We start from the raw sequence: 26,148 nt of genomic DNA on the forward strand, positions 1-26,148 counted from the left end.
CGCCCACGACGGACGTCCCGCAGGGCGCAACTTCCCCACGCATTCCCCACAGGGCGATGCGCCCGCCGCAACTTCGCAGGTCAGCGGCTTGCGTGAATTGCTTCGGAATCCGAGGCGGCACATACCCTGGCGGGATACATGCGAAAGGCCCTGGCCAGCGTTTCCGCTGGTCAGGGCCTTTCGGGGCACTGGGTGGCAGGTGAAGGATTCGAACCTTCGTAGCTCTCGCGACGGATTTACAGTCCGTTTCCATTGGCCGCTCGGACAACCTGCCTTGGTGCGTCTGGAAGGATAGCAAGAGATCGGGCAGGGTCCGAAATCGGCTCCGCGGCGTCGTCCTCGGCGTGGCCACACACCCCGCGAACCCCCGCTCGACGGACCACATCACAGCATTCGGAAGGACCCTCCCAATGGCCGACTCCTCGTTCGACATCGTCAGCAAGTTCGACAAGCAGGAGATCGCGAACGCGGTCAACAGCGCCAGCAAGGAGCTCGCGACCCGCTACGACTTCAAGAACGTCGGCGCGTCCGTGGAGCTCGCCGGCGACGCCATCAAGATGAAGGCGAACACCGAGGAGCGTTGCCTTGCCGTGCTCGACGTCGTGCAGACGCACCTTGTGAAGCGCAAGGTCAGCCTCAAGCACCTCGACGTCCCCGAGGCCGGCCCGCGCCTCTCGGGCAAGGAGTACCACCTCGACGCGCCCCTCAAGGAGGGCATCTCGCAGGAGAACGCGAAGAAGATCAACAAGCTCATCCGCGACGAGGGTCCCAAGGGCGTCAAGAGCCAGATCCAGGGTGACGAGCTGCGCGTCTCGAGCAAGTCGCGCGACGACCTGCAGGCCGTCCAGCGGATGCTGCGCGAGGCCGACCTCGACGTCGCGCTCAACTTCACCAACCAGCGCTGACCTGAGCGGGTTCGCAGGCGCTTCGGGTGGCCCCCGCGAGAGCCGACGTATGCCGTCCACCAGGGTGGGCGGCATACGTGCGTCTCAGAGCGGGCGGGCGAGACCGCGGAGGTCCGGGAAGACCTCGACGGCGAGCGGCCACCAGAAGAGGTGACCGCACAGCGCGGCGTATTCCTGCGGCGTGACCCAGCGCGTCTCGTGGATGCCGTCGTCGCCGTCGGTCAGCTCGGGCCGCACGTCATCGAGCCGGGTGCGAAAAACCTGCAGGAACGGCTTCTGGCGACCGAAGAGGTTGTCGTCGGTCAAAGGCGTGAAACGCTCGTAGCCGCAGGGCAGCACGTCGGGGTGGCGCAGCCTGAGGCCGGTCTCCTCGAACGTCTCGCGCACGGCGTTCTCGACCGGCGTCTCGTCGTCCTCGCGCCACCCGCCGGGAGAGCCCCACTCGCCGCGACGGACGCTGTGCACGACGACGAAGTCACCGCGGCGGTCGCGGACGAAGACCATCGCCGCCAGCACGCGCACCGGGTCGAGCGGGTCGTCGGAGGCGATGAGGTCGACGTCGCCTGCCCCGTTGGGGAAGGGGACGTCGAGGATCCGACGCACCCCGCGGTCACGCTTGCGCTTGCGCAGCCGCAGCCCGGACGCGTTGAGCCGGCGCACGAGCTCGGTGCCCGTCGTCGGCGTGGCGCCCGCGTCGACGACGTCCTGCCAGCGCGCCTGTGGCACGTCGTAGTGGTCGCCATCGAACGACCGCGGGTGCAGTCGAGCGGCTCGGGCGAGCTCGTGCAGCTCGTCGTAGGAGACGTCGCTGACGAGGTGCGCGAATAGCCGACCGTGGGCGGGCCAGATGGGCTGGTCGATCCACACGGTCATGGCTCAGCAGCCTAGGCCAGCCGATGGCGTATGCCGTCCCCTCCGCCTGTGGATGACGCCGGCTGCCGCTCCCCCACCCCACCTAGCCTCGAGAGCACGCGGCCACCGTCCGGTCGGCCCACCGATCGAGGAGTAGACACATGTCCCGTTCCGTCGTTGACACCGAACGCATAGCGGCTGCGGCCGGCGACATCAACCGGCTCGCCGACACCATCACCTCGAGCACCGCCGAGCTGCGCAGCCGCCTGGCGGGCATGGGCGCCGACTGGCAGGGGCCGGCCAAGGTGGAGTTCGAGCGCGTGATGCACGACTACCAGCGCATCCAGGCGCAGATGACGGAGGCGCTCGCCGACGTCGGCCGTCTCACGCTCAAGGCATCGTCCGCCTACGCCGAGCACGAGAACGCCACGCGCGCGCTCTTCTCCCGCTGACCGGCTCCACGAGCCACCCCTCAGGACCGGCCCCGGCGCCTCCCTCCCTGTCAGGGCGTCGGGGCCCCGACCTGCCGCGGCCGACGCCGGTGCAACGCCCACCCGGCGAGCACGAGCAGTCCGGACACGACGAGGAAGCCGACGTCCCAGGCGAGGGGCCCGCCGAGGTCGTCGCGCACGTGGTGGATGCCGAGCAGCTGGTGGTCGACGATGCCCTCCACGAGGTTGAACAGCCCCCAACCGACGAGCACCATCCCGACGTGGAAGGTCCAGCTCGGCGGGCGCGCACCAGACCGCCACTCGCTGACGGCGCGCAGGGAGCCGGCGAGCACCACGATCCAGGCGCCCACGTGGAAGAGGCCGTCCGCCAGCGTGTTCGCCTCCAGGCCGGCCACCGTGGTGACGGGATAGGCCGCCACGTCGCTGACCATGTGGTGCCACTGCAGGATCTGGTGCAGGACGATGCCGTCGACGAAGCCACCGAGCCCTATCCCGAGGAGCAGTCCCGTGACCCGCGAGGCCGGGCGGGCCGGGGCAACGTCACGTGCGGGGGCAGCCATGCGAGCCGCGTACCCCGCCGCGGGCCGGGCACGCGAGCACCTCCCGACGACGGCGAAGGGCGGCTCCCCCAGAGGAGGAGCCGCCCTTCGGACGTGCTGCGGTGTTGCTCGAGCGGGTGGGCTCAGAAGCCCATGCCGCCCATGCCACCCATGTCGTCGCCACCGGGCATGGCCGGCGCGTTCTTCTCGGGCTTGTCGGCGATGACGGCCTCGGTCGTGAGGAAGAGCGCCGCGATCGAGGCTGCGTTCTGCAGCGCCGAGCGCGTCACCTTGACCGGGTCGATGATGCCGGCGGCCAGCAGGTCGCCGTACTCACCGGTGGCGGCGTTGAGGCCGTGACCGGCTTCCAGGCCGCGCACCTTCTCCGCGACGACTCCACCCTCGAGACCGGCGTTGATCGCGATCTGCTTGAGCGGGGCCTCCGTCGCGACGCGCACGATGTTGGCACCGGTCGCCTCGTCACCCTCGAGCGTGAGCTCGTCGAGCGCCTTGGCGGCCTGGATGAGGGCCACGCCACCGCCGGCGACGATGCCCTCCTCGACGGCAGCCTTCGCGTTGCGGACGGCGTCCTCGATGCGGTGCTTGCGCTCCTTGAGCTCGACCTCGGTGGCCGCGCCCGCCTTGATGACGGCGACGCCGCCGGCGAGCTTGGCGAGGCGCTCCTGGAGCTTCTCGCGGTCGTAGTCGGAGTCCGACTTCTCGATCTCGGCCTTGATCTGGGCGATGCGGCCCTCGATCTGGCTGCGGTCCTCGGCGTCCTCGACGATGGTCGTCTCGTCCTTGGTGACGACGACCTTGCGAGCCTTGCCGAGCAGGTCGAGGGTGGCGTTCTCGAGCTTGAGACCGACCTCCTCGGAGATGACCTGGCCGCCGGTGAGGATGGCGATGTCGGTGAGCATGGCCTTGCGGCGGTCGCCGAAGCCGGGGGCCTTGACGGCGACCGACTTGAACGTGCCCTTGATCTTGTTGACGACCAGGGTCGCGAGGGCCTCACCCTCGATGTCCTCGGCGATGATCAGCAGCGGCTTGCCCGACTGCATGACCTTCTCCAGGAGCGGGATGAGGTCCTTGATGCTGCCGATCTTGCTGTTGGCCACGAGCACGTAGGCGTCGTCGAGGACGGCCTCCATGCGCTCGGTGTCGGTGACGAAGTAGGCGGAGATGTAGCCCTTGTCGAAGCGCATACCCTCCGTCATCTCCAGCTCGAGGCCCATGGTGTTGGAGTCCTCGACGGTGATGACGCCTTCCTTGCCGACCTTGTCCATCGCCTCGGCGATGAGAGCACCGATCTCCTCGTCGGCCGCCGAGATGCTGGCGGTCGAGGCGATCTGCTCCTTGGTCTCGATCTCCTTGGCCTGCTCGAGCAGGCGGGCGGAGACGGCCTCGACGGCCTGCTCGATGCCGCGCTTGAGCGCCATCGGGTTGGCGCCGGCGGCCACGTTGCGCAGGCCTTCCTTCACCATGGCCTGGGCGAGCACGGTCGCCGTCGTCGTGCCGTCACCGGCGACGTCGTCGGTCTTCTTGGCAACTTCCTTGACGAGCTCCGCGCCGATCTTCTCGTACGGGTCGTCGAGCTCGATCTCCTTGGCGATCGAGACGCCGTCGTTGGTGATCGTGGGGGCGCCCCACTTCTTCTCCAGGACGACGTTGCGGCCCTTCGGGCCGAGGGTCACGCGGACGGCGTCGGCAAGGATGTTCATGCCCCGCTCGAGACCGCGGCGTGCCTCTTCGTCAAAAGCAATGGTCTTGGCCATTCGGGTGGTTCCTCCCACACGAAACGTTGGTGGTGGCCCGTATGACGCCCGCGACGGACGGGACCGGTCTTCCCAGCTTCATGTAGCTGCGAACCCAGCCCCTCGGCATACGGCCCATTTCTGTCACTCACACGAGGAGAGTGCTAACGCCATTATTGGCACTCTCCGGGTGAGAGTGCAAACGGTTCCGAGCGGACGGCCCGCGCCGCGGCTCTCCCGGTCACGCGTGCTTGCGTATGCCGTCCGGTCGGCTCACGCCGCGGGCGCGAGCGCGGCGGCCAGGCGGGCGGCATACTCGGACGACTCCTGCTCGGACGCGTATTTCGTCCGGGGCCAGAAGAAGCCGCGCAGGCCGTCGCCCTTGGTGCGGGGCACGACGTGGATGTGCAGGTGCGGCACCGACTGGCTGACGACGTTGTTGGTGGCGACGAAGCTGCCCTGTGCGCCCAGTCCCTCGACCACGGCTGCGGCGAGCCGCTGGGTGGCGCCGAGGAGTCCGGCGTGCAGCTGCACCGGCAGGTCGAGGAGAGTGTCGACGTGCTGTCGCGGCACGAGCAGCACGTGTCCCTTGAAGACGGGCCTGCGGTCGAGGAAGCCGAGGAAGTCCGGCTCGTCGAGCACGACGTCGGAGGGAAGGCTCCCGGCCACGATCGAGCAGAAGATGCACTCCATGGCGACAGGTTGCCACGTCGGTCGACGGGTCGCGCACGCCGCCTAGCGGCAGATGAACAGCAGGAAGCAGTCGCTGACGGTGGTGGGTGTGCTCGTGGGCTCCGGCTCCTCCGTCTGGCTCGGCTCTGTCGTGTGGCTCGGCTTCGGCTTCGCATTGCCATGCGTCGGCGTCGGGGTCGGAGTCGACGCCGGTGGAGGCGTCGACGTGGTGCCCCGGCTGCGGGCGGGCGTCGGCACGCTGCTCGGCCGGCTCACGGAGGTGGTGCCCGACGAGGCCGGCGCGGATGAGCTCGCGCCCGAGGGGGTCGCGCCCGAGGGGGTCGCGCCCGAGGAGGCCGGGTCGGACAAGCCCGGGTCGGACGAGGCGTGGTCCGAGGGCGGCTGGCGAACCCCCGTGGGGCTCGGACGCTCGGGAGCGGTCGCGGTCGGGCTCGAAGGCTCCGTCTGAGCGGTCGCCGACGTCGCGTCCTCCGAGTCCGAGCCGCCGTCCGACGGCGTGCTCGTCATCTCCCCGCCGGGCTGCACCGCGAGGGCACCGGCAGCACGGGCTTCGACCCTCCCGCCACCACTGGGCCAGAGGGCCACCGCACCGGTGGCAAGCAGCGCGATCGCGGCCAGACAAGCTGCGACGACGAGCATGCGCCGAGGCTGGCGGCGCGGCGTGCCACGGTGTCTGCCGTGGCGCCGGGAGCTGCGGGTCTCGATCGACATGGCTCAACAACGTAGGGGAAGTGGCGGGCCAGCGCCTATTCGAGCGGACGTCGCTACGGTGGGTCGCATGCTCGGCGAGGCGCACATCACAGCAGGACGGACGCAGTGACACCGGCGACCGCGTCGGGTGGTGCGGCCGGTGGCACGAGCGGCTTCGTCGAGGTCGCAGACCGGGTCTTCGTGGCCCGCTACCGGCAGTGGGACGTCAACGTCGGCCTGGTCCTCGGGCGCGACGGCGCCGTGGTCGTCGACACCCGGGCGAGCGATGTCCAGGGCGCGCAGGTGCTCGACGACGTGCGCCGGCTCGGACGGGGCATCACCGTGCGGCACGTCGTCAACACCCACGTCCACTTCGACCACACCTTCGGCAACCTCGCCTTCGAGTCGGCGACGGTGCACGCGCACGACAACGTCGGGCGCACCTTCACCGCGAGCGCCGAGGCGATCAAGGGCCTCTTCCGCGCCGACCCGGGAGCCGCACCGGAGTACGGCTACACCGAGCGGGACGCCGCCGAGGTCATGGCGACCGTCACGCGCGGGCCCGACCGGACCTTCGGCAGTAGTGGTTGCATAGACTTGGGCGACCGCGCCGTCACAATGGCGTATGCCGGCCGCGGCCACACCGACGGAGACGTCGCCGTGCTCGTGCCCGACACCGACGCGATGTTCCTCGGGGACCTCGTCGAGGAGAGCGGGCACCCGTCGTTCGGCGACGACTGCTGGCCGCTCGAGTGGCCCGACACCCTGACCTCGCACCTGCTGTCCGCCGATGACCGGACCGTCGTCGTCCCCGGTCACGGCCGGCCCGTCGATGGGGCTTTCGTGGTCCACCAGCGGGACGCCGTCGCTGCGGTGGCCGCCGTGATCCGCGAGCGCCGGCTCGGCGGCGGCACGCTGGAGGAAGCCCTCCACGATCCGGACCCGCGTCTGCCCTACCCGCTCGAGCACCTGCAGAACGCCATCCGCCGCGGCTGGTCACACCTCGCCCCACCCACCCACTGACCGACTCGGGGCAACGATCGAGAGTGGATCTGCTGACCACGGAGCCACGGTTCCCAACGACGTTGCGCCGGTCAGGATGCGCGCCCCAACCCGTGCGGTGGATCGCCGTCGCCAGGTGCCAGTGATCCACCGCGTCGTGTGGACTCGCCTGCCGTCTCGCGCACCGGGCAGGCAGGAGAGCAGGACATCGCCTCCCGGGTCCAACCTCGACTGCTGAGCAGCCGGCCAAGTGCAGCCGCCGTCCGGCACGGGTCGGCGACGTGCAACCAGCCGAGTCTCACCGTGACGTCACCCGCGATGGCGGAGTCGATGCCTCGCTCGACGTCGGTCCAGCGGGCGTCAGCCGACGTATGGACGAGCCGCCCGTCCACATCCGCGTCCCGGACCCGCCGTCTGCCACGTCGACGAGCGCGTCCTCGAGTCGCAGCCGCGGCGGCGACAGGTGGCTCTGCGCCTGCCTCGAAAGATCCGCTCGCCGGATCAGGACGATCACCGGCACCAGACGCCGCCGATCCGCCGCGCTAGCAGACCGTCGCTGATGGAAAACCAAACCTATGCGGCCGAGCTCCCCATATCTGGTGGGCGTGGCCGTAGCATCCGGGCATCTCGCTCGTCGCCGAAGGACCAACACCGTGCCCGACCTGTCCACGTCCACTGCTGCTCCGAACGGGCTGTCGTGGTTCGCCCGCCGCCGTCGGGCCGCCACCGACGCCGCCGCCCGCCGCACCCACGACCACCTCGTCGCGGGAGGGCTCTCCACCGCACAAGCACACGGCTCGCGGATCCTCACGGCCTTTTCCGTCGTCATCCTCGGGATCGCAGCGGCAGCCGTCGGCCTGCTCCTGTGGGCAACCCTCCTGCCCAAGGGGATGTGGGGCTGGGTCGGCGTGGCGGCCGGCTGGCTGCTCGTTGCAGCCGTCGCGCCGCGGCCCGTCCGGGTGGAGGACGCGACAGAGCTCGAGCCGACCCAGTTCCCGGCCACGCACCGGCTCCTCCACGAGCTCGCCGGCCAGGTCGGCGTGCGACCGCCCACCACGGTCCGCGTCGACACCGAGTTCAACGCCGGCGTGGTCAGCACCGGATGGACCCTGGGCCCGACGATCGTCGTCGGGCTGCCCCTGTGGACGTGCCTCACCGACGACGAGCGCATCGCCCTGTTCTGCCACGAGCTCGGCCACCTCCAGGGCCGCGACAGCGGGCACGCCGCACTTGTCAGCCACGCGCACGGGCTGCTCGAGCGGCTCTCGACGCTGCTGACCCCGCTGCCTCGTGACGCCGTCTCCGACTTCGAGGACTACCGCGTCGAGGTCGCCCACTCCACCGCGACGATGAACGGCGTGGGCCGCGCGGTTCTGACCGTCGTGTCGCTGCCCGCGGTCCTGCTGCTCCTGGCGTTCGAGCGCGCGGCCTCCCGCGAGAGCCAGGTGCGCGAGTACGCCGCCGACCTGCGAGCCGCCGAGGTCGCCGGCACGTCCGCGGTGGTCCGGCTGCTGCTGACGACGATGGGCATCCCCGGCCTGCACACCGTCGCCGGGGCTGCGGCGCGTCGACGCGAGGACCCCTTCGAGGCGCTCGCACAGGTCCGCGATCGGGCACCGCTCACCGCAGCCCAGCTCGCCCAGGCACGCATCCGAGCCCGGGAGCAGGACCTGCGCTGGGACGCGACGCATCCGCGCGACGACCTGCGCCTCAGCCTCGTCGAGGCCCACCCCGCGAGTCCGGATGCCGGTGCGGTGGCTGCCCGGCGAACCCTCGTGGGCGCAGCCGACGTCGAGCTCGTCGCTCTGAGGCCGTCCCTCGGGCGCGCCTTCCGTGACGACCTGCTCGAGAGCTGGATGTGACGCGCGGGCTCAGTCCGGCAGCGCGGACGGGAACGCGGCGGACCACGACCGCAGGGTGATGCCGCCCTCGTCCGAGCGGTCGACCGACGTCGCGGCGAGCAGCGCGTGGGCGATGGCCCGTGCGACGCAGTCGGCGCCCGCCTCCATGAGGATCGCCTGCTCGACCGGGTCGGGGGCGGGGCGCTCGCCGGTCGCGAGCCCGAAGAGGGTGTCGCCGTCGAAGAGCGTGTGCACCGGCTTCAGCGCCCGGGCCAGCCCGTCGTGTCCGATGCCGGCCGCCTTCTGGCACTGCGCCTTCGTCAGCGTGGCGTCGGTCGCGATGACCCCGATCGTCGTGGCCACGCCCGGCACCCCGGCGTTCATGGGCAGCGCCTCAGCCCGGCTGCGCGCCTCCTCGAGCTCGGCGGCACTCGGCCGACCGACGCGGGCCAGCTCGTCGCCGAGACCGAGACGCACGGCATACGGAATCCCGGTGGCCGGGTCGACCGCCGAGCCGGCGGCGTTGACGGCCACGAGCGCGGCGACGGTGGTGCCGGACGCCAGCACGACGCTCGCCGAGCCGATCCCGCCCTTGAGGCCCCCCACCGTCGCTCCCGTCCCCGCTCCCAGGCAGCCCTGCGCCACGGCGGAGGACGAGGCGCTTGCGTATGCCGCCCTCCCGTCCTCCGCGCCCGGACGGTTGCCCCAGGCGCCGCCGCGTCCCAGGTCGAAGAGGATCGCAGCCGGCACGATCGGCACGACGTGACCCGGGTCGCCCACCGGCCAGCCGATCCCGTCGTCCGCGAGCCCCTGCATGACGCCGTCGACCGCGGCCAGCCCGAACGCCGACCCGCCGCCGAGGACGATCGCGTCGACCCGATCCACGAGGTTGCGCGGGTCGAGCAGGTCGGTCTCGCGGGTGCCGGGGCCGCCGCCACGCACGTCGACGCCGGCGACCGCACCGCCGTCAGGAGCGAGGACCACGGTGACGCCGGTGAGCCAGCCGGGCTCGTCGCGGGTGCAGTGGCCGACGCGCAGGCCCGCGACGTCGACGAGCGAGTTCGTGGGCCCGGGAGCCGGGCTCGGAACCGGCGCGACAGCCGGCTCGGTCACCGCGGGTCTCTCAGGTCGAACTCCATGAGCCGCCCCGGCGAGCTGAAGCCGAGCCGCTCGTAGAACTCCTGCGCGCGGTCGTCCGGCGCGTTGAGTCTGATCCACTTGACGTCGGTCGTGCGCGACCACTCGATCATCGCCTCGGTCAGCGCCCGGCCGACCCCGCGGTCGCGGCACCCGGGAGTCACGAAGAGCCCGCCGACCTGCAGCCACGAGACGTCCCTGCGACCCGGCCACGGCAGCGCCCGGATGCGGCGGGTCTCGAGGATGCCCGCGTGTTCGCCGCGGCTCTCGGCGATCCACGTCGGGCGGTCGGGCCGCTCGGCCAGCCACGCGTCGACGAAACGGTCGAGGTAGCCGGCCTCGGACGGCATACCCAGCTCGCGGGCGAACTGCAGGTGCAGGGCGGCGACGACGAGGGCGTCGTCAGCCGATGCGCGACGGATGGTCACCTCGGCCATGAGGGAAGTGAACCACGCGGGCCCGAGGCCGCGCCGTAACCGGGGAACTGCGCCGGGTCGCCGGCACCAGGCGATGCCAGCAGGCGGAGGGTCAGACGTTGATGCCGAGGCGGCGGGTCGTGCGCGCCCGCTGGCGGCTCGTGCGCATCCGGCGCAGGCGCTTGATCAGCATCGGGTCGGCCTCGAGGGCCGCCGGGCTGTCGAGGAGCGCGTTGAGCACCTGGTAGTAGCGGGTCGAGCTCATGTCGAAGAGCTCCTTGATGGCCTGCTCCTTCGACCCGGCGTACTTCCACCACTGGCGCTCGAACGCCAGGATCTCGAGGTCGCGCGCACTGAGGCCGTCCTCGGACTCGTGGCGGTGCGGCTGCGCCGCGGCGTGATCTGTGCTCATGTCCCCGTCTCACTGCGGTGGTGTCGCGGTCGTGCGGTGCTGCGTTGGCTCCGCCCATACCCTAGACCCAAATGACAGGGGTGTCATTCAGCCCGGGTCGGCGCGGCGCGAGCGGTCTCAGGCCATCGTGTCGAGGATGGCGTTGACGTCCTGCTTCGTCGTGTGGGGGTTGACGATCGCGAACCGCGTCAGCGTCTCCCCGCGGAAGGTCGTCGGCACGACGAACGCGAACTCCTCGGCCAGCAGCCGGTCCGTCCACGCCTGGTAGTCGTCGGACGACCAGCCGAGGCGCCGGAAGACGACAACCGACAGGTCCGGTTCGCGCACCGCCTCGAGGTAGTCACGGCGCCCGATCTCGTCGGCGGCGAAGCGCGTCACCTCGAGCGTCTTCTCGATGGCCTCGACGTAGGCGTCGGTGCCGTGCACGGCCAGGGAGTACCAGAGCGGCAGGCCGCGGGCCCGGCGCGTCAGGCCGATCGAGTAGTCGGTCGGGTTCCACTCGGCCGACTTGGTGATGACGTCGAGGTAGCCGGCCTCCTGCGTGTGCGCCATGCGGGCGAGCTCCGGCTCGCGGTAGATCAGGGCGCAGCAGTCGAACGGCGCGAAGAGCCACTTGTGCGGGTCGACGATGAACGAGTCGGCGTGCTCGATGCCGCTGAAGAGGTGCCGCACCGAGGGCGCCGCGAGACCGGCGCCGCCGTAGGCGCCGTCGACGTGCAGCCACAGGCCGAACTCGCGGCACACCTCGGCCACCGAGGCTAGGTCGTCCACGACGCCGAAGTTCGTCGTGCCGCTCGTCGCGACGACGGCGAAGAACGTCTCGGGACCGTTCTCCTGCAAAGTCTTTCGCAGTTCGGCGCCGGTCAGGCGCAGCTTCTCGTCGACGTGGACCCCGCAGACCTCGGCGTCCATGACCGCGGCCATCGAGACGACCGACGAGTGCGCGTTGTCGGTGGCGGCGATGCGCCAGGGGCGTGCACCGGTGCCCGCCTCCGTCGCCCGCGCCCGGGCCGTATGCCGTGCCACGACGAGTGCGGACAGGTTGCCCACCGTGCCGCCCGGGACGAAGACACCGCCGGCCGACTCGGGCAGCCCGGCGAGGTCGCTGATCCAGCGCAGGGCCTGGTTCTCGGCGTAGACGGCCCCGGCGCCCTCCATCCACGAGCCGCCGTAGATCGACGAGGCGCCGACGACGACGTCGAAGGCCGCGGCCTCCTGCGTCGGTGCGCACGGGATGAAGGAGAGGTAGCGGGGGTGGTCGGTCGACAGGCACGCCGGCGCGAGGGTGTGCTCGAAGAGCTCCATCGCCCGGGTGGAGCCGAGGCCCTGCGGCGTGATGGTCTGGCCGGCGGCCGCCCGGAGGTAGTCCCCGGTCTGCGCACCGTCGAGCGGGATCGGGTGCATGAGCAGACGCTCGCGGGCGTAGCTGAGGACCTTGTCGACGGCGACGTGGTCGGCGTCCTTGTCGAAGCTGTGCACGCACAGATGCTAGGCCCTGTACGGGCCTCCCTCCGACTCCCGGAACCGGGCCCGCCTCAGCCCAGCAGGGCGGTGCGCAGGTCGTCGGCCCTCGCGACGACGGCGGTGGGGCGCACCTCGTGCAAGGCCTCCGGCGTCCCGGCGCCCCAGGTGACGGCGACGGTGTCCATGCCGGCCGCCTTGCCGGCAAGCACGTCGACGACGGCGTCCCCGACGTAGACGGCGTCGTTCGAGCCGCTGCCCAGGCGGTCGAGGGCGAGCAGCAGGGGCGTGGGGTCGGGCTTGTGCCGGTCGGTGTCCTCCATCGCGACCAGCACCTCGACGTGCTCGCTGAGGCCCAGGATGTCCATCGCCTGCTCCGCCGACTCACGCCGCTTGGAGGTCGCGACCCCGACGCGCAAGCCGGCGCTGCGCAGGTCGGCGAGGACCTCGCGGACGCCGTCGTAGCCGCGGATCAGCCGCTCGGTGTTGTCGGCGTTCCACTGGAGGTAGGTCGCGTACAGCTCGTCGGCGCGCTCGGGTGTGTGGTCGCGGAAGGCGCCGATGAGGGGCCGGCCGATCCACGAGCGGATCACGGCCGGGTCCTCCTCGTGACCCAGGATCGTGCGGAACGCGTGCTGGTAGGACTCGACGATGAGGTTGATCGTGTCGGCCAGCGTGCCGTCGAGGTCGAAGACGGCGGTGGACCAGCGCGGAGAAGTCACCGGCCGAGCCTAGGACAGCCCCGCGTCCAGCCACCGTCCACGTCTCATCACGCGAGTCGGGCGCGCCTCCGCGTCCAGGACCACCACGTCCGCGCGTTGTCCGGGGGCGATCGACCCGCGGTCGGCCAGCCCGACCGCGCGGGCAGGGGTGCGCGTGGCGGGGCGGACGGCATACGCCAGCGGTGTGCCGCCAGCCACCGCTCGCGCGACGATGTCGGCGACGTGGCTGGTGCCGCCGGCGATCGAGCCAGGGCCCGCGCCTGCGCCGGCAGGCGCCAGACGGGCCACACCCCGGTCGACGACGACGGAGAGCCCGCCGAGGACGTACGCGCCGTCGCCGACGCCGGCCGCGGCCATCGCGTCGGACACGAACGCGACGTGGTCGGCGCCCACGAGGTCGAGGACGGTGCGCACGGTGTCGTCTGCCAGGTGCACGCCGTCGGCGATGAGCTCGACCGTGACGCGGCCCCGGGCGGCCGAGCGCAGCAGTGCCGCAACGGCGCCCGGCTGTCGGTGGTGCCACGGGTCCATCCCGTTGAAGAGGTGGGTGCCCAGGTCGGCCCCCGCAGCGACGGCCTCCTCGACCTGGGCGTAGGTCGCCGTCGTGTGGCCCACCGCGGCATGGATGCCGGCCGACGTGAGCCACCGGACGAGGTCGATGCCGTGGTCGCGCTCGGGGGCCAGCGTCACCTGGCGGAGGTGCCCGCGACCGAGCGCGATGAGGCGCTCGACCTCCGCCAGCGACGGGTCACGCAGCAGCGTGGCGTCATGGGCGCCGCAGCGAGCCGCAGCGAGCCACGGGCCCTCGAGGTGGATGCCGTCGACGATCCCGTCGTCGGCGAGCTCGGCCAGCATCGCGACGCCACGCTCGAGGTCTCGCGGCGTCATGGTGACCAGACTCGCGAGCAGGCTCGTCGACCCGTGGGCGTGGTGGTGCTCGGCGGCCGCTGCCGCCGCGTCGTCGCGCAGGTCGGTGAACGCCGCTCCCCCGCCGCCGTGGCAGTGGATGTCGACGTAGGCCGGCACCATCGTCCCGCTCACCCGCTCGGCCGCATCGGCGCCGGGCGGCGGCTCGGTGCCGGCGACCAGGGGGGTGACTGCCGCGATCCGCTGGTCGACGACGTGGACGAGCACGTCGGGGAGCACGGTTTCGTCGACCAGGGCGGGGCCGCGCAGTGTGAGGTTCATCGAGCCCGATTCTGTCGTATGCCGCGCCTGCCGGGTCGAGGTGATCGCGGGAGCGGCGTCGATGGCGGGATCACCTCGAACCGGCTGGGCGCCCGGGGGTAGCGTGTGGCCGTGCCAGCCCGACCCCTCGCCGACCTCGTGCACCCGACGTGGGTCCCGGCGCTCGAGCCGGTGGCCGACACCGTCACCGCGATGGGCGAGTTCCTGCGTGCCGAGGTCGCGGCCGGCCGTGGCTACCTCCCGGCCGGCGACCACGTGCTACGAGCCTTCTCCCTGCCGCTGCCCGATGTCCGGGTGCTGGTCGTCGGGCAGGACCCCTACCCGACGCCCGGCCATCCCGTCGGCCTGAGCTTCAGCGTGGCGCCGGACGTGCGGCCGGTCCCGCGGTCGCTCCAGAACATCTACCAGGAGCTCGGTACCGACCTGAGCCTGCCGACGCCCGGGCACGGAGACCTGACGCCGTGGTTCGAGCGCGGCGTCATGCTGCTCAACCGGGTGCTGACCGTGCGCCCCGGCGCGTCGGCCAGCCATCAGGGTAAGGGTTGGGAAACCATTACGGCCCAAGCGATCTCGGCCCTCGCGCACCGCGGCGGTCCGCTCGTCGCGATCCTCTGGGGACGCCAGGCGCAGTCGCTCGGCCCGATGCTCGGCGACGTCCCGCGCATCGAGTCGGCGCACCCGTCGCCGCTGTCGGCCCGCTCCGGCTTCTTCGGCTCGCGGCCCTTCAGCCGCACCAACGACCTCCTCGCCCAGCAGGGCGCCCCACCCATCGACTGGAGGCTGACATGACCCAGCCCAACCCCGACGGCTCCGGCCCCACGGTCTGGACCCGCTTCGTCGCGATCGGTGACTCGTTCACCGAGGGCATGTGCGACGACGACCCGGCCTTCGGCCACGACGGTGAGTTCGCCGGCTGGGCCGACCGGCTGGCTTCACACCTGTCCGAGATCGCGCACGCCGAGGGTCTCGACTTCGGCTATGCCAACCTCGCCGTCCGTGGGCGCAAGCTCGCCGACGTCGTCGGCCCGCAGCTCGAGGACGCCCTCTCGCTGCAGCCGGACCTCGTCAGCATCGTCGGCGGCGGCAACGACATCCTGCGCCCCAAGGCCGACCTCGACGGCCTCGCCGCCCGTCTCGAGGCTGCCGTCGCCCGCATCCGCGCGACCGGCGCCGACGTGCTCATGGCGACACCCGTCGACCCGGCCGACGCGCCGCTCGTCAAGGCCACCCGCGGTCGGGCCGCGATCCACACGGCCAACATCTGGAGCATCGCCCGCCGCAACGGTGCGCACGTCATCGACCAGTGGGGCCTGCCCGCCCTCCGCGACTGGCGGATGTGGTCCGAGGACCGCATCCACATGACCACCGAGGGCCACCGCCGCGTCTCGCTCGCCGCGCTCGAGGCGCTCGGGCACACACCGGCCGAGACCGACTGGGCCACACCCCTGGAGCCCGCCCCGCCGATCGGGCGCCGTGAGGCCCTGCAGGCCAACGCGCAGTGGGCCAAGGAGTACGTCGGCCCGTGGGTCCACCGCCGCCTCACCGGCCGCTCGTCGGGCGACCACCGCCAGGCCAAGCGCCCCGACGTGACCCCGCTCGACCCGACCTGACCCACCCCGAGCTGTGGTACGCCGTCACGCTGGGTCAGCGACACGGCATACGCCCGCTCGGGACAGATGACGGGACGTTTGGGAGCGCTCCTCGCTCACACCGCCTCGGCCATCCGTGTTCGTCCCGTCATCCGTCCCCGGTCGCGGGCACGTCCACGGCGGCGGAGCTCGACGGCTGCAGCCAGCATGCCGCGCACCCAGTCGGCGTCGAACATCACCTGCTCCCACGTGAAGCGCAGGACGATCCAGTCACGCACCGTGAGCTCGTCGTAGCGTCGGCAGTCGCGCGCGAAGGCGCTTCGCTCGGTGTGGAACTCGTGACTGTCGGCCTCGGCGACGATCTGCAGCGACTCGTCCGCCAGGTCGACCCGCGCGTACACGCCGTCGTAGCGCAGTCGCACCTGCGGCTCGACCGACAGGCCGGGCACGTCGAGCGCGATGGCGCGAAGCACCGACTCGAAGGGGTTGGCCGCTCGAGAGTCCGCGTGCCGGGCGACTTTGAGCACGCGTGCCCGCTGGCGCGGACCCAGCGCCATCGCGAGCCCGGTGACCTCGCGCCTCCGCAGTCCCGAGCGCAACGCCGAGTCGAAGACGGAGAGCGCCTCGTCGAACGGCAGGTCGAGACAGCAGTCGATGACGGTGCGCGGTCGCGACGTCACACCGTCGGCCACGTCGGACGCCGGCAGGGAGCGCCAGTGGAGCGTCGCCAGCCCCCGCTGGCTCTCTCGCAGCTTGCGGTTGGACGGGATCGTGATGTCGGGATGTGCCGGCACCGCCTTGACCTTCCACCCCCAGTGCAGGGCGGCACTGCGGTGCGACACCACGGCATGGAGCCGCAGCGCCACCACTTCAGCAGCCGCAGCGTTCGGAAGCGCATAGACGCCGTGCCCGTGCCGCAGCACCTGCCCAGCCGCCACGGCGGGTCCGATGGCGCGCCACGGGACCGACCGACGCAGCTCGCGCCACGTGCACACACCCCCCAGCCTCTCCACGGCAACGGCCACCGAACGTTCCTCCCGCACGGCTCCAGAGTCGCCGCCTCCAGCCGTTCGCCGAGCGCGTCATCCACAGGACCGCACCTGGCGCAGGCGGGACGACCGACGGGATGCAGGGCGCGGAGGCGGCCATCCCCCGTGAGAGACCCCGAACCGTCCCGTCATCCGTCCCGGCCGGAGCGGGCGTATGCCGTCCCGCGGGCGGCGCGGGACGGCATACGTGATCGGGTCGGTCGGGTCTCAGACGGAGGCGGCGAACGCCTTCTCGAAGATGTCGAGGCCCTCCGAGAGCAGGTCGTCACCCGCGACCAGGGGCGGCAGGAAGCGGAAGACGTTGCCGTAGGTGCCGCACGTCAGGGTCACGAGGCCCTCGGCGTGGCAGGCCTGGTTGACGGCCCCGGTCAGGGCAGCGTTCGGGGTGAGATCGCCCGGGCCGTTGACGAGCTCGACGGCCAGCATGGCGCCGCGGCCGCGGATGTCGCCGATCTGCGGATACCTCTCGGCGAGCGCCTTGAGGCGCGGGACGAAGAGGGCCTCGACCTGCTTCGCGCGGCCGCAGAGGTCCTCCTCCTTCATCGTCTCGATGGCGCCGAGCGCAGAGGCGCAGGCGACGGGGTTGCCGCCGTAGGTGCCGCCGAGGCCACCGCCGTGCACGGCGTCCATCATCTCCGCGCGGCCGGTGACTCCGGCGAGCGGCAGCCCGCCGGCCATGCCCTTGGCCGTCGTGATGAGATCGGGCACGACGTCCTCGTGCTCGCTGGCGAACCAGTCGCCGGTGCGGCAGAAGCCGCTCTGCACCTCGTCGGCGATGAAGACGATGCCGTTCTCGCGGCACCACTCGGCCACCTGCTTGACGAATCCCGGTGCGGGCACGATGAATCCACCCTCGCCCTGGATCGGCTCGAGGATGACGGCGGCGAGGTTGGCCTCACCGACCTGTGCGTGCACCTGCTGCACGAAGACGTCGAACGACTCCTTCGCACAGTCGGCGGGGCCGCCCGGCCAGCGGAAGGGGTAGCTCATCGGCGCGCGGTAGACCTCGCCGGCGAACGGCCCGAACTTGTGCTTGTAGGGCATGTTCTTGGCGGTCAGCGCCATGGTCAGGTTGGTGCGGCCGTGGTAGGCATGGTCGAAGGCGACGACGGCGTTGCGGCCGGTGTAGTGGCGCGCGACCTTGACGGCGTTCTCGACGGCCTCGGCACCGGAGTTGAAGAGCGCGGTGCGCTTCTCGTGGTCGCCGGGCGTCAGGTCGTTGAGCGCCTCGGCCACCTCGAGGTACTCCTCGTAGGGGGTCACCATGAAGCAGGTGTGGGTGAAGTCCTGCACCTGGGCGGTGACGCGGTCGACGACGCGCGGGGCGGCGTTGCCGACGGTCGTCACGGCGATGCCGGAGCCGAAGTCGATGAGCTGGTTGCCGTCGACGTCGACGAGGATCCCGCCACCCGCGCGTTCCACGTAGACCGGCAGGCCGGTTGAGACACCGGCGGACACTGCGGCCGTCTTGCGCGCGTGCAGCGCGGTGGATTTCGGGCCGGGGATCGCGGTCTGGAGGAGCCGCTGTTGTGGGACGTTGCTCATGGCGGTCAGTATGCCGCGCCGTCGGCCAGAGGACGAGCCCAACCCCTTCGCCCACGACGCATTCCGTCCTTTGCGGCTTACAGCAGCACGCATACCGTCGTGCGGTGCCGCTCTAGGCACTGATTGCATGCCCCGAACTGCCGGCTTCAGCGCAGGGCGAGCGATGCCGTTCCTGACAGCAACCTGTGAATGTGCACCGAATTCCGACGACGAGCGGCGGTCTCAGTGCGTCAGCGGTTCGCTGTGGGGTGACTGTCGACGCAGTACTCCTGCTGCCGGTCAGCCGAAGGATTCGATCCGCAGATCACATCCACTCGGGGAGCTTGGAGCAACCATGATCCACAAACAACCGAGGGCCGTGGCGGCCATCAGCGCCCTGGCGCTCGCCACCCTCGGCGCCGCCACGAGCGGCGCAGTCGCATCGGTCAGCGCCGCACCGGCGTCGACCGGCGGGACGGCCACCTCTGCGCAGGGCCTGCATCCGACCGTGTCGGACTACTTCCAGGTCTCGACTTCGACGACTCCGCCGACGGAGGCCCAGTGCTACTCCGCAGGACGGCGGTGCTTCACGCCGACGTCGACCCGCGCGGCCTACAACGTGCAGGGCCTCATCGACCGACACCTCGACGGCCGCGGCATGACGATCGCCGTGGTCGACTCGCACGGCAGCGACACGATGGCGCACGATCTGCACGTCTACGACCAGGCGTTCGGGCTTCCCGCGATGTGCGGCGAAGAGGGGGTGCGCTGCGCCGCCGGCATGCCGACCTTCAGCGAACTGCACCTCCAGGGCAGTCCGGCCACCAAGGCGCCTCCCTCGACCAGCAAGGGGACCGGCCTGCAGGACAAGTCGGCATGGGCGCTCGAGGTCGCGCTCGATGTCGAGACGGCTCACTCCATGGCCCCCGGCGCCAACATACTGCTCGTCACCACCCCGAACTCCGAGACCCTCGGCGTCCAAGGCTTCCCGCAGATGATGGCGGCCGAGCAGTACGTCGTCGACCACCATCTGGCGAATGTCATCTCGCAGAGCTTCGGCTCGGCCGAGGAAGCCTTCGGCAGCACCCAGTCCCTGCTCAACCTGCGGCACGCGTTCGTCTCGGCAGCCCGGAGCGGCGTGACGGTGCTCGCGTCGTCGGGTGACGACGGCAGCGCGAACGGCAAGAAGCAGCCTGTGGGCACCGGAGGTGCTCTCATCCCCTACCCGACCGTGGGGTGGCCGGCCTCCGACCCGCTCGTGACCGGCGTGGGCGGCACCTATCTGTGCACCGATGCCCAATCGACTGCTGGTCGCATCACCGACCGCATCCACCCCCCGGCAAAGTGTCAGGTGAACCCGGGCGTCGCCGAAATCGGTTGGACCTTCTCGGGCGGTGGCTTCAGCCACGTCTTCGACACGCCGGCCTACCAGGCGACCCTGCCGGCCGGCAGCACGTCGATCGGCGCCAAGCGCGGCGTTCCCGACATCGCCCTGCAGGCCAGCGCAGGCACCGGGGCGCTCGTCTACCTCTCACTCCCCCCGGACGGAACGAGCGGGCTCCTCTGCGGGAACACACCCTGCAGCACCGGGTGGTACGACATCGGCGGCACGTCCCTGTCGTCCCCTGAGTGGGCCGGGCTCGTCGCCATCGCGGACCAGATCAACGGCGGCGGCCTGGGCCTGATCAACCCCGGCCTCTACCGGATCGGGGCCGACCCCACCCGGTATGCCGCGGACTTCCACGACGTGACGCTGGGCAACAACACGGCTGAGCCCGGCATCCCCGGATACCCGGCAACCACTGGCTGGGACCCGGTGACCGGTCTCGGCACACCGAACGCGGGGGTGCTACTGCCCGACCTCGTCCAGGCAGTGCACGGCCACTGAACCCCGGCTCGTGTGGGGGGAAGTGCCCACTCGATGGTCGAGTGGGCACTTCCCCCCGTCCACTGGGCGCCTTCCCCGGCCGGTGATCAGACCTCGACGCCCTCACCGAAGCGGTCGCGAGCCTCGTGCGGGATGAGCGGCTTGTCGGCGCGAGCGGAGATCTGCTGGACCGCCCACGAGTTGCCGTCCGGGTCGGAGAAGCCGAAGAAGGTGCCACCGTCTCGCGGGTCGATGACCTGGACTTCGGAGCACTCGACCCCACGGCCGACGAGCTCGGCCCGGGCCGCCTCGGCATCGGCCACGACGAGCTGGATCCCGTGCAGCGAGCCCGGCGCCATGGCCTGCTGCGAGGGCAGGTCGCCGATGACGATCGAGCAGCCAGAACCTCGTGGCGTCAGCTGGGCGACGTGCATGTGCTCGTTGTGGGTGTTGTGGTCGAGGTGGAAGCCGACCCGGTCGCGGTAGAAGGCGATCCCGGCGTCCAGGTCGCTGACCGGGACGATGACGACCTCGAGGGTCCAGTCCACCGTCAGGCCTGCCCGGTCCCGGCGGCGGCCGGCTGGGCGACGAGCTCGTCCAGTCGCTCGTAGCCCTCCGCCATGCCCTTCTCCATCCCGCTCTGCACCATCATGTCGCGGCCCTCGACCGTGCGGCCGACGCTGCGGCCCTCGAGCCGGCACCGCCCGTCTCCGAGGTCGACGAAGCGCATGAACTCGATGGCGACCTCGTCGGGCGCGCCCTCGAACTCGAAGGTCTGGATGGCGAGGTCGTTGTCGCGCACCGTGTGGAACGTGCCGCGGAAGCCGTAGACGTTGTCGCCGTCGCGGTGCGTGTAGCGGTAGCCGCCGCCGGACGTGAAGTCCCAGCGCTCGATCTGCATCTCATAGCCCCGCGGGCCGAGCCACTGGCGGACGAGCTCGGGGTCACGATGGGCATTGAAGACGGCGTCGACCGGGGCGTCGAACTCGCGCGTGAAGTCGATCCACGGGACGCCAGCGGGGATGTCGAGGTTGAGTGGGTTGGTCATGACTGGTGCTCCTGTTCGGTGCTGTGTGGTGCGGGAACTGCGGTGCGGGTGCTGCGTTCGAGCACGGCGTCGAGCGCCCGGAAGCGCTGCTCGGCAAGAAGGCGGTAGCGGTCGATCCAGGCCGTCATCGCCTCCAGTCGCGCCGACTCGAGGTGGACCGGGCGGCGCTGCGCGTCACGGGTCCGACTGACGAGGCCCGCCTGCTCGAGCACCTGGATGTGCTTGCTGACGGCCTGCTTGCTGATCTCGAACGGTTCGGCGAGCTCGTTGACGGTCGCGGCGCCCCTGCTGAGGCGGGCGATGATGGCGCGCCGGACGGGGTCGGCCAGGGCCGCGAAGGCGCGGTCGAGGTCTGCATCCGAGACGGGCGAGAGGATCATTGACAACGAGCTCCTTTATCAACCAACGTATTGATTAGACGCCGGGCCAGGCGTTCCGTCAACCCCTCCCCCATCGAAAGAGCACTTCGTCGCAACGCATCGCTCTCTCCATTCGGCGCAGTGCTGGCGCATCTGCGGGTGTACGGTCGCATCTATGCCGCATCTGCGCATCACTGAGGCTGCCGCTTTGCTCGGCGTCTCCGACGACACGGTCCGGCGCATGGTCGACTCCGGCCGCCTTGCCGGCGGCTCCGACGACGTCGGCCGGCGCACGGTCGACGGCGCCCAGCTCGCCGCGGTGGCGCAAGAACTCGCGCATCCCGCCGTGGTGGGCACGATCGGCGCTGCCTCGGCTCGCAACCGGATGCGCGGCATCGTCACCGCGATCACCCGCGACACCGTCATGGCCAAGGTCGAGCTGCAGTGCGGCCCCTTCCGCATCGTGTCGCTGTTGTCGAGCGAATCCGTAGACGACCTCGCGCTGGAGGTCGGCTCGGTCGCCGTCGCCAGCGTGAAGTCGACCCACGTCGTCGTGGAGGTGCCTGCGTGAGCACCCTCTCGCCCGCGGGCTTGGGACGCCGGACCCTCCCAGCGACGCTCGCCACCGTCACCGTCCTGCTCCTCGGCTCCTGCGGCAGCGCCGCCCCGTCCGCGAGCGAAGGCGCGCAGGCGTCCGGCGGCTCACCGACGTCGCTGAAGGGCACCGTGACCGTGCTGGCCGCCGCCTCGCTCACCGAGTCGTTCGACCAGCTGAAGAAGGACTTCGAGGCCGCCAACCCAGGCGTCACCGTCGAGACGTCCTACGGCTCCAGCGCCACGATCGTCCAGCAGGTCGACAACGGCGCACCCGCCTCGGTGGTTGCCCTCGCCGGCACCGCCGCCGCCGCGCCGCTCGACCACAGCATGGTCAAGGACACGAGGACCTTCGCCACCAACGTCCTCGAGATCGCCGTGCCACCAAGCAATCCCGGCGCAGTCAGGTCGATCGACGACCTCGCGAAGCCGGCCGTGAAGGTCGTCCTGTGCGCCGACACCGTGCCCTGCGGCAAGGCCGCCCAAGCCACGTTCGCGAAGGCTCGCGTCGTGCCCAACGTCGTCAGCAAGGAGGTCGACGTCAAGGCGACGCTCGCCAAGGTCAAGCTCGGCGAGGCCGATGCGGCCGTCGTCTACCACTCCGACGTCGTGGCCGCGAAGGACACCGTCGCGGGCGTGCTGATCCCGGCGCAGCGCAACACGAGCCTCTCCTATCCCGTGATCACCCTGTCCGAGGATGCGGCGACGAGAGCCTTCGTCGCCTACCTCCAGAGCGCCAAGGGCCAGGCCACCATGCGGTCGTTCGGCTTCGGCGCGCCCTGAGCGCCTCGCCACACAGCCAGAGGAGAGGTGACCAAGCATGAGGTATGCCGTCTCGTGGCGTTCGCGGGTCACCCTCGGCGTGCCGGCGGCGCTCGCCCTGCTGCTGCTCGTCGTCCCGCTCGTCGCCCTGCTGCTGCGGGCTGACTGGGCGCGCATCCCGTCGGACCTCGCGACACCGACCGTCCTTCCGGCACTGCGCCTCTCGCTGACGACAACCTCGGTCACGGCGATGCTGTGCCTACTCCTCGGCACGCCCCTGGCCTGGCTGCTGGCGCGCGCGAACCACCCGGCCACCAGCTGGGCACGGGCCCTGCTGACCGTGCCGCTCGTGCTCCCGCCCGTCGTGGGCGGCGTGGCGCTGCTCATGACGTGGGGGCGCAACGGGGTCCTCGGGCAGTACCTGACGCCCCTCGGCATCCAGATCCCGTTCACGACGGTCGCCGTGGTGCTGGCAGAGACGTTCGTCGCGATGCCCTACTACGTGCTCGCCGTCGAGGGTGCGATGCGCGGCCTCGACCCCCGGCTCGAGTCCGTGGCCCGGACGCTGGGAGCCGGCGACCTGCGCTACCTTCGCACGGTCGGGATCCCGCTCGTGCTGCCCGGCATCGCCAGCGGCCTGGCGCTCGCCTGGGCGCGCGCGCTGGGAGAGTTCGGGGCCACCATCACCTTCGCGGGCAACTTCCAGGGCCGCACCCAGACCCTGCCCCTGCTGGTCTACGTCGAGCTGGAGCGCGACCCGCAGGTGGCGATCTCGATCAGCATCATGCTGCTCGCGGTCAGCGTGCTCGTGCTCGGAGCGCTGCGAGGCCGGTGGCTCCGGTGAGCCGCCCGAAGCCCGAACAGGCAGGGCTCGAGGCACGAGTCCGACTCTCCCGCGGACCGATCGAGGTCGACGTCGCACTTCGCGCACAGCCGGGCCAGGTCATCGGCATGCTGGGTCCCAACGGCGGCGGCAAGACGACGACGGTGCTCGCCCTCGCCGGCGTGCTGCCCCTCGCCGAGGGCCACATCCGCGTCGGCGGCGACGTCTGGGACGACGGACGTCGGCGGCGGCCACCAGAGCAGCGCGCCGTGGGGCTCATGCTCGCCGACAGCCTCCTCTTCCCCCACCTCAGCGCCGTCGACAACGTCGCCTACGGGCCCCGCAGCCGCGGCACCGACCGTCACCGGGCACGTGAGCGGGCGCGCACCGAGCTCGAGCGGGTCGGGCTCGCGGACCGCGCGGGGTCGCGTCCGGCGGAGCTCTCGTCGGGCCAGCAGGCTCGCGTCGCTCTGGCTCGTGCCCTCGCGACCGACCCGGCGCTGCTGCTGCTCGACGAGCCACTCGCAGCCCTCGACCCGGACACGCGCGCGCGGACCCGGAGCGACCTGTCGGCCCGGTTGGCGGCCTACGACGGCGTGACGGTGCTCGTGACGCACGACCCCCTCGACGCGCTGACGCTCGCCGACCACCTCGTCTTCGTGGAGGACGGCCGGGTCAGCCAGTTCGGAACTCCGGCAGAGGTCCTCCGGGAGCCGCGCAGCGCCTACGTCGGGACCGTCGTCGGACTGAACCTGTATGCCGCACAGGGCGACACGCACGGCCACGTGCACACCGGCGATGGTGGGCTCCTCGTCACCACCAGCCCGACGGAGGGGGCGGTGTGGGCGACGTTCCCGCCGAGCGCCGTCTCCCTGCACCAGCACGAGCCGGAGGGCTCGCCCCGCAACACGTGGCACACGCGGATCGCCTCGGTGACGATGCAGGGACAGTCGGCGCGCGTGGGCCTCGCCGGTGACGTGCCGCTGACAGCCGAGGTGACGCTCGAGTCGGTCACGGCTCTGGGCCTCCAGGTCGGGCAGCAGATCTGGGCCGCCGTCAAGGCCACCGAGGTGCGCACCTACCCGCGCTGACGTCCTACGCGTCGACGGTCGCGGGCGGCGTCGGCGCGCCGGAGGTGCGGCGGACCCGGAAGAAGGCGATGACCGAGGGGGCCTGCACGACCGCACCGACGAGGAGGGCGACCGGGATCGACGTGCGGGTGGCGAGGGCGCCAAGGGGCGGGCCGCCCGCGACCTGGCCGATCGCGTTGGCCTGGCTGTTCATCGACAAGACCGTGGCGCGCGTCGGCCCCTCCAGGTTCCGGTTGACCCACGTCGCCTCGATCGGCGCGCTGAATGCCATCGCGGCGCCCCGCATCCACACGCAGACGAGCGCGAGCCAGAGGTTGCCGAGCAGCGCCACGCCCACGACCGCGAGCACCTGGGCCAGGGCGGCGAGCGCCACGGGCAGGCCGGGGCTCCCGTCGAGGATCCGCCGCGGGAGCCAGCGTCCGCTCGCCAGCGACGCGGCGAGCGACAGCATCGTCCCGACGAGCGCGAAGGCGGTGAAGGCGACCGCCTCGTCGCCGCCGAAGACGGCCGGCATCTCGAAGACGTCGAGCATCCGCACCTGCCACAGCCGGTCGAAGACCTCGCTCGCCAGCCCGGACAGCAGGCTCACCAGTAGGAAGACCCGCAGCACGCGCCGCCCCCGGGCGATCCGCAGGCCGGCGACCAGCTGGTCCCTCATGTGACCGAAGGTCTCGCGATCACCTCGCGGCGTCGGGTGGAAGTGACGTTCGGGCATGACGACCACCAGCCAGACCGCGAGGAGCACGAGGATCGCCCCGGCCGTGATGACGGGAACGCGCAGGGCCACGAGCCCAAGCGCGCCGGCAGCGAGCGTGCCGACGATGCTGAACGTGAGGTCGAGCTGGGTCTCGCGCCGGAAGACGGGCGCGACGTCCTCCTCGCCCACCTCGTCGGTGATCCACGCCTGCAGGGCGCCGGAGGTGAAGGTGTAGCCGATGCCCCAGACGACGTTGGCGACGACCGCGGCCGCGAAGGTCGCGACAACCCCCTCGATCGCGAAGCCGGCCCCGACGAGGAAGAACCCGATGATGACCGACACCCGGCGGCTGTAGAGATCGGCGACGATCCCGGTCGGCACCTCGAAGAGGAAGCAGGTCGCCTCGAGCACCGTGCCGACGAGGACCATCTGGAAGGGGTCGAGGCCGATGACGCGGTACTGGAAGACCAGGTTGAGCGTGAAGCACATGGCGAAGGCGAGGGCCGCGACAGCCGTCAGCGCGTAGAACGTGGACGTCGCGTCCGCTTCACGCAGCGGTCGCCGCAGGAGGGTGAGCACGAGCCGACGGTAGGGCGCCGAGTCGGGCCGCGTCTCGCACTTTTCGAGGCCGGCGCCGCCGTGGCCGCCGCGCTCATCTCACACTTTGGACAGAATGCTCGG

Annotated in this window: 28 protein-coding genes and 1 tRNA gene; 12 read left to right on the forward strand and 17 right to left on the reverse strand. The window is 71.3% G+C overall.

The window, feature by feature from the left end; genetic code table 11:
* Positions 1 to 193: 193 nt before the first annotated feature.
* Positions 194 to 274: transfer RNA gene (locus tag AC3WRT_RS02260), tRNA-Tyr, on the reverse strand.
* Between the two features lie 136 nt (positions 275 to 410).
* On the opposite strand from AC3WRT_RS02260, the gene AC3WRT_RS02265 reads away from it, so the two are divergent.
* Positions 411 to 905 (forward strand): YajQ family cyclic di-GMP-binding protein, encoded by a 495-nt coding sequence (locus tag AC3WRT_RS02265; protein ID WP_492718633.1) that lies wholly within the window; start codon positions 411 to 413, stop codon positions 903 to 905.
* Positions 906 to 989: 84 nt separating this feature from the next.
* On the opposite strand, the gene AC3WRT_RS02270 is transcribed toward AC3WRT_RS02265, so the two are convergent.
* Positions 990 to 1,778 carry a DUF4031 domain-containing protein gene (locus tag AC3WRT_RS02270; RefSeq protein WP_492718635.1) on the reverse strand — a complete coding sequence of 263 codons (789 nt, stop codon included), beginning with the start codon at positions 1,776 to 1,778 and terminating at the stop codon, positions 990 to 992.
* Between the two features lie 140 nt (positions 1,779 to 1,918).
* Between AC3WRT_RS02270 and AC3WRT_RS02275 the strand changes: the two genes are divergently transcribed.
* Positions 1,919 to 2,209 (forward strand): WXG100 family type VII secretion target, encoded by a 291-nt coding sequence (locus tag AC3WRT_RS02275; RefSeq protein WP_492718637.1) that lies wholly within the window; start codon positions 1,919 to 1,921, stop codon positions 2,207 to 2,209.
* A 50-nt stretch (positions 2,210 to 2,259) separates the two neighbouring features.
* On the opposite strand, the gene AC3WRT_RS02280 is transcribed toward AC3WRT_RS02275, so the two are convergent.
* The 3 genes from AC3WRT_RS02280 to AC3WRT_RS02290 all read right to left on the reverse strand — a co-directional run bounded on the left by AC3WRT_RS02280 (position 2,260) and on the right by AC3WRT_RS02290 (position 5,195).
* A complete protein-coding gene (locus tag AC3WRT_RS02280; protein WP_492718639.1) occupies positions 2,260 to 2,769 on the reverse strand; it encodes a DUF2243 domain-containing protein in 510 nt (169 codons plus the stop codon).
* 122 nt (positions 2,770 to 2,891) lie between these two features.
* Complete coding sequence (groL, locus tag AC3WRT_RS02285) at positions 2,892 to 4,523, reverse strand: chaperonin GroEL (protein WP_492718641.1); 1,632 nt, start codon at positions 4,521 to 4,523, stop codon at positions 2,892 to 2,894.
* A gap of 252 nt (positions 4,524 to 4,775) precedes the next feature.
* Positions 4,776 to 5,195 (reverse strand): HIT family protein, encoded by a 420-nt coding sequence (locus AC3WRT_RS02290; protein WP_492718643.1) that lies wholly within the window; start codon positions 5,193 to 5,195, stop codon positions 4,776 to 4,778.
* Positions 5,196 to 5,247: 52 nt separating this feature from the next.
* On the opposite strand from AC3WRT_RS02290, the gene AC3WRT_RS02295 reads away from it, so the two are divergent.
* From AC3WRT_RS02295 to AC3WRT_RS02305, 3 genes are all read left to right on the forward strand, one after another.
* A complete protein-coding gene (locus AC3WRT_RS02295; protein WP_492718645.1) occupies positions 5,248 to 5,643 on the forward strand; it encodes a hypothetical protein in 396 nt (131 codons plus the stop codon).
* 368 nt (positions 5,644 to 6,011) lie between these two features.
* Positions 6,012 to 6,908: an MBL fold metallo-hydrolase gene (locus AC3WRT_RS02300; protein ID WP_492718647.1), complete on the forward strand. Its 897-nt coding sequence runs from the start codon at positions 6,012 to 6,014 to the stop codon at positions 6,906 to 6,908.
* A 632-nt stretch (positions 6,909 to 7,540) separates the two neighbouring features.
* Entirely contained in the window at positions 7,541 to 8,749 is a 1,209-nt protein-coding gene (locus AC3WRT_RS02305) for a M48 family metallopeptidase (RefSeq protein ID WP_492718649.1), read from the forward strand.
* Positions 8,750 to 8,758: 9 nt separating this feature from the next.
* Here the strand turns inward: AC3WRT_RS02305 and AC3WRT_RS02310 are convergent, their stop codons facing one another.
* The 6 genes from AC3WRT_RS02310 to AC3WRT_RS02335 form a co-directional block, all read right to left on the reverse strand.
* Positions 8,759 to 9,841: a P1 family peptidase gene (locus AC3WRT_RS02310; RefSeq protein WP_492718651.1), complete on the reverse strand. Its 1,083-nt coding sequence runs from the start codon at positions 9,839 to 9,841 to the stop codon at positions 8,759 to 8,761.
* Positions 9,838 to 10,302: a GNAT family N-acetyltransferase gene (locus tag AC3WRT_RS02315; protein ID WP_492718653.1), complete on the reverse strand. Its 465-nt coding sequence runs from the start codon at positions 10,300 to 10,302 to the stop codon at positions 9,838 to 9,840. The genes AC3WRT_RS02310 and AC3WRT_RS02315 overlap by 4 nt, the downstream gene beginning before the upstream one ends.
* Positions 10,303 to 10,393: 91 nt before the next feature.
* Positions 10,394 to 10,693, reverse strand: coding sequence for a nucleoid-associated protein NapA (gene napA, locus AC3WRT_RS02320; protein WP_492718655.1), 300 nt, complete (start codon positions 10,691 to 10,693; stop codon positions 10,394 to 10,396).
* Between the two features lie 117 nt (positions 10,694 to 10,810).
* The gene (locus tag AC3WRT_RS02325) at positions 10,811 to 12,172 is read right to left on the reverse strand and encodes a pyridoxal phosphate-dependent decarboxylase family protein (RefSeq protein ID WP_492718658.1); all 1,362 of its coding nucleotides are present in this window, start codon (positions 12,170 to 12,172) and stop codon (positions 10,811 to 10,813) included.
* Between the two features lie 56 nt (positions 12,173 to 12,228).
* Positions 12,229 to 12,876 (reverse strand): HAD family hydrolase, encoded by a 648-nt coding sequence (locus tag AC3WRT_RS02330; protein ID WP_492718663.1) that lies wholly within the window; start codon positions 12,874 to 12,876, stop codon positions 12,229 to 12,231.
* 9 nt (positions 12,877 to 12,885) lie between these two features.
* Entirely contained in the window at positions 12,886 to 14,064 is a 1,179-nt protein-coding gene (locus AC3WRT_RS02335; RefSeq protein WP_492718666.1) for an N-acetylglucosamine-6-phosphate deacetylase, read from the reverse strand.
* Positions 14,065 to 14,175: 111 nt separating this feature from the next.
* Between AC3WRT_RS02335 and AC3WRT_RS02340 the strand changes: the two genes are divergently transcribed.
* Positions 14,176 to 14,853 (forward strand): uracil-DNA glycosylase, encoded by a 678-nt coding sequence (locus tag AC3WRT_RS02340; protein ID WP_492718668.1) that lies wholly within the window; start codon positions 14,176 to 14,178, stop codon positions 14,851 to 14,853.
* Positions 14,850 to 15,674: an SGNH/GDSL hydrolase family protein gene (locus tag AC3WRT_RS02345; RefSeq protein ID WP_492718670.1), complete on the forward strand. Its 825-nt coding sequence runs from the start codon at positions 14,850 to 14,852 to the stop codon at positions 15,672 to 15,674. Before AC3WRT_RS02340 ends, AC3WRT_RS02345 begins: the two co-directional genes overlap by 4 nt.
* Before the next feature lie 95 nt (positions 15,675 to 15,769).
* On the opposite strand, the gene AC3WRT_RS02350 is transcribed toward AC3WRT_RS02345, so the two are convergent.
* Together AC3WRT_RS02350 and gabT are read right to left on the reverse strand one after the other, a co-directional pair.
* Positions 15,770 to 16,678, reverse strand: coding sequence for a type IV toxin-antitoxin system AbiEi family antitoxin domain-containing protein (locus AC3WRT_RS02350; RefSeq protein ID WP_492718673.1), 909 nt, complete (start codon positions 16,676 to 16,678; stop codon positions 15,770 to 15,772).
* 231 nt (positions 16,679 to 16,909) lie between these two features.
* Entirely contained in the window at positions 16,910 to 18,247 is a 1,338-nt protein-coding gene (gene gabT, locus AC3WRT_RS02355) for a 4-aminobutyrate--2-oxoglutarate transaminase (RefSeq protein WP_492718675.1), read from the reverse strand.
* Positions 18,248 to 18,581: 334 nt separating this feature from the next.
* Here gabT and AC3WRT_RS02360 point away from each other — a divergent pair, with 334 nt between their 5' ends.
* The gene (locus tag AC3WRT_RS02360; protein ID WP_492718678.1) at positions 18,582 to 20,114 is read left to right on the forward strand and encodes a S53 family peptidase; all 1,533 of its coding nucleotides are present in this window, start codon (positions 18,582 to 18,584) and stop codon (positions 20,112 to 20,114) included.
* Positions 20,115 to 20,200: 86 nt separating this feature from the next.
* On the opposite strand, the gene AC3WRT_RS02365 is transcribed toward AC3WRT_RS02360, so the two are convergent.
* The 3 genes from AC3WRT_RS02365 to AC3WRT_RS02375 are packed head-to-tail and all read right to left on the reverse strand — an operon-like array spanning position 20,201 to position 21,521.
* Entirely contained in the window at positions 20,201 to 20,641 is a 441-nt protein-coding gene (locus AC3WRT_RS02365) for a VOC family protein (protein WP_492718680.1), read from the reverse strand.
* Between the two features lie 2 nt (positions 20,642 to 20,643).
* Positions 20,644 to 21,141, reverse strand: a complete 498-nt coding sequence (locus AC3WRT_RS02370) for an SRPBCC family protein (protein ID WP_492718683.1) — start codon at positions 21,139 to 21,141, stop codon at positions 20,644 to 20,646.
* A complete protein-coding gene (locus AC3WRT_RS02375) occupies positions 21,138 to 21,521 on the reverse strand; it encodes an ArsR/SmtB family transcription factor (RefSeq protein WP_492718686.1) in 384 nt (127 codons plus the stop codon). Before AC3WRT_RS02375 ends, AC3WRT_RS02370 begins: the two co-directional genes overlap by 4 nt.
* Positions 21,522 to 21,675: 154 nt before the next feature.
* Between AC3WRT_RS02375 and AC3WRT_RS02380 the strand changes: the two genes are divergently transcribed.
* From AC3WRT_RS02380 to AC3WRT_RS02395, 4 genes are read left to right on the forward strand one after another with little or no spacing between them, the layout of a single operon-like run.
* The gene (locus tag AC3WRT_RS02380; protein ID WP_492718690.1) at positions 21,676 to 22,071 is read left to right on the forward strand and encodes a TOBE domain-containing protein; all 396 of its coding nucleotides are present in this window, start codon (positions 21,676 to 21,678) and stop codon (positions 22,069 to 22,071) included.
* Positions 22,068 to 22,877: a molybdate ABC transporter substrate-binding protein gene (gene modA, locus AC3WRT_RS02385; protein WP_492718693.1), complete on the forward strand. Its 810-nt coding sequence runs from the start codon at positions 22,068 to 22,070 to the stop codon at positions 22,875 to 22,877. Before AC3WRT_RS02380 ends, modA begins: the two co-directional genes overlap by 4 nt.
* A gap of 37 nt (positions 22,878 to 22,914) precedes the next feature.
* The gene (locus AC3WRT_RS02390; RefSeq protein WP_492718696.1) at positions 22,915 to 23,700 is read left to right on the forward strand and encodes an ABC transporter permease; all 786 of its coding nucleotides are present in this window, start codon (positions 22,915 to 22,917) and stop codon (positions 23,698 to 23,700) included.
* Positions 23,697 to 24,770 carry an ABC transporter ATP-binding protein gene (locus tag AC3WRT_RS02395; RefSeq protein WP_492718698.1) on the forward strand — a complete coding sequence of 358 codons (1,074 nt, stop codon included), beginning with the start codon at positions 23,697 to 23,699 and terminating at the stop codon, positions 24,768 to 24,770. The genes AC3WRT_RS02390 and AC3WRT_RS02395 overlap by 4 nt, the downstream gene beginning before the upstream one ends.
* A 4-nt stretch (positions 24,771 to 24,774) precedes the next feature.
* Here the strand turns inward: AC3WRT_RS02395 and AC3WRT_RS02400 are convergent, their stop codons facing one another.
* Complete coding sequence (locus tag AC3WRT_RS02400) at positions 24,775 to 26,046, reverse strand: MFS transporter (protein WP_492718701.1); 1,272 nt, start codon at positions 26,044 to 26,046, stop codon at positions 24,775 to 24,777.
* Positions 26,047 to 26,148 lie beyond the last annotated feature (102 nt).

It is taken from the genome of Terrabacter sp. FW104-15G4B (genome assembly GCF_058790095.1).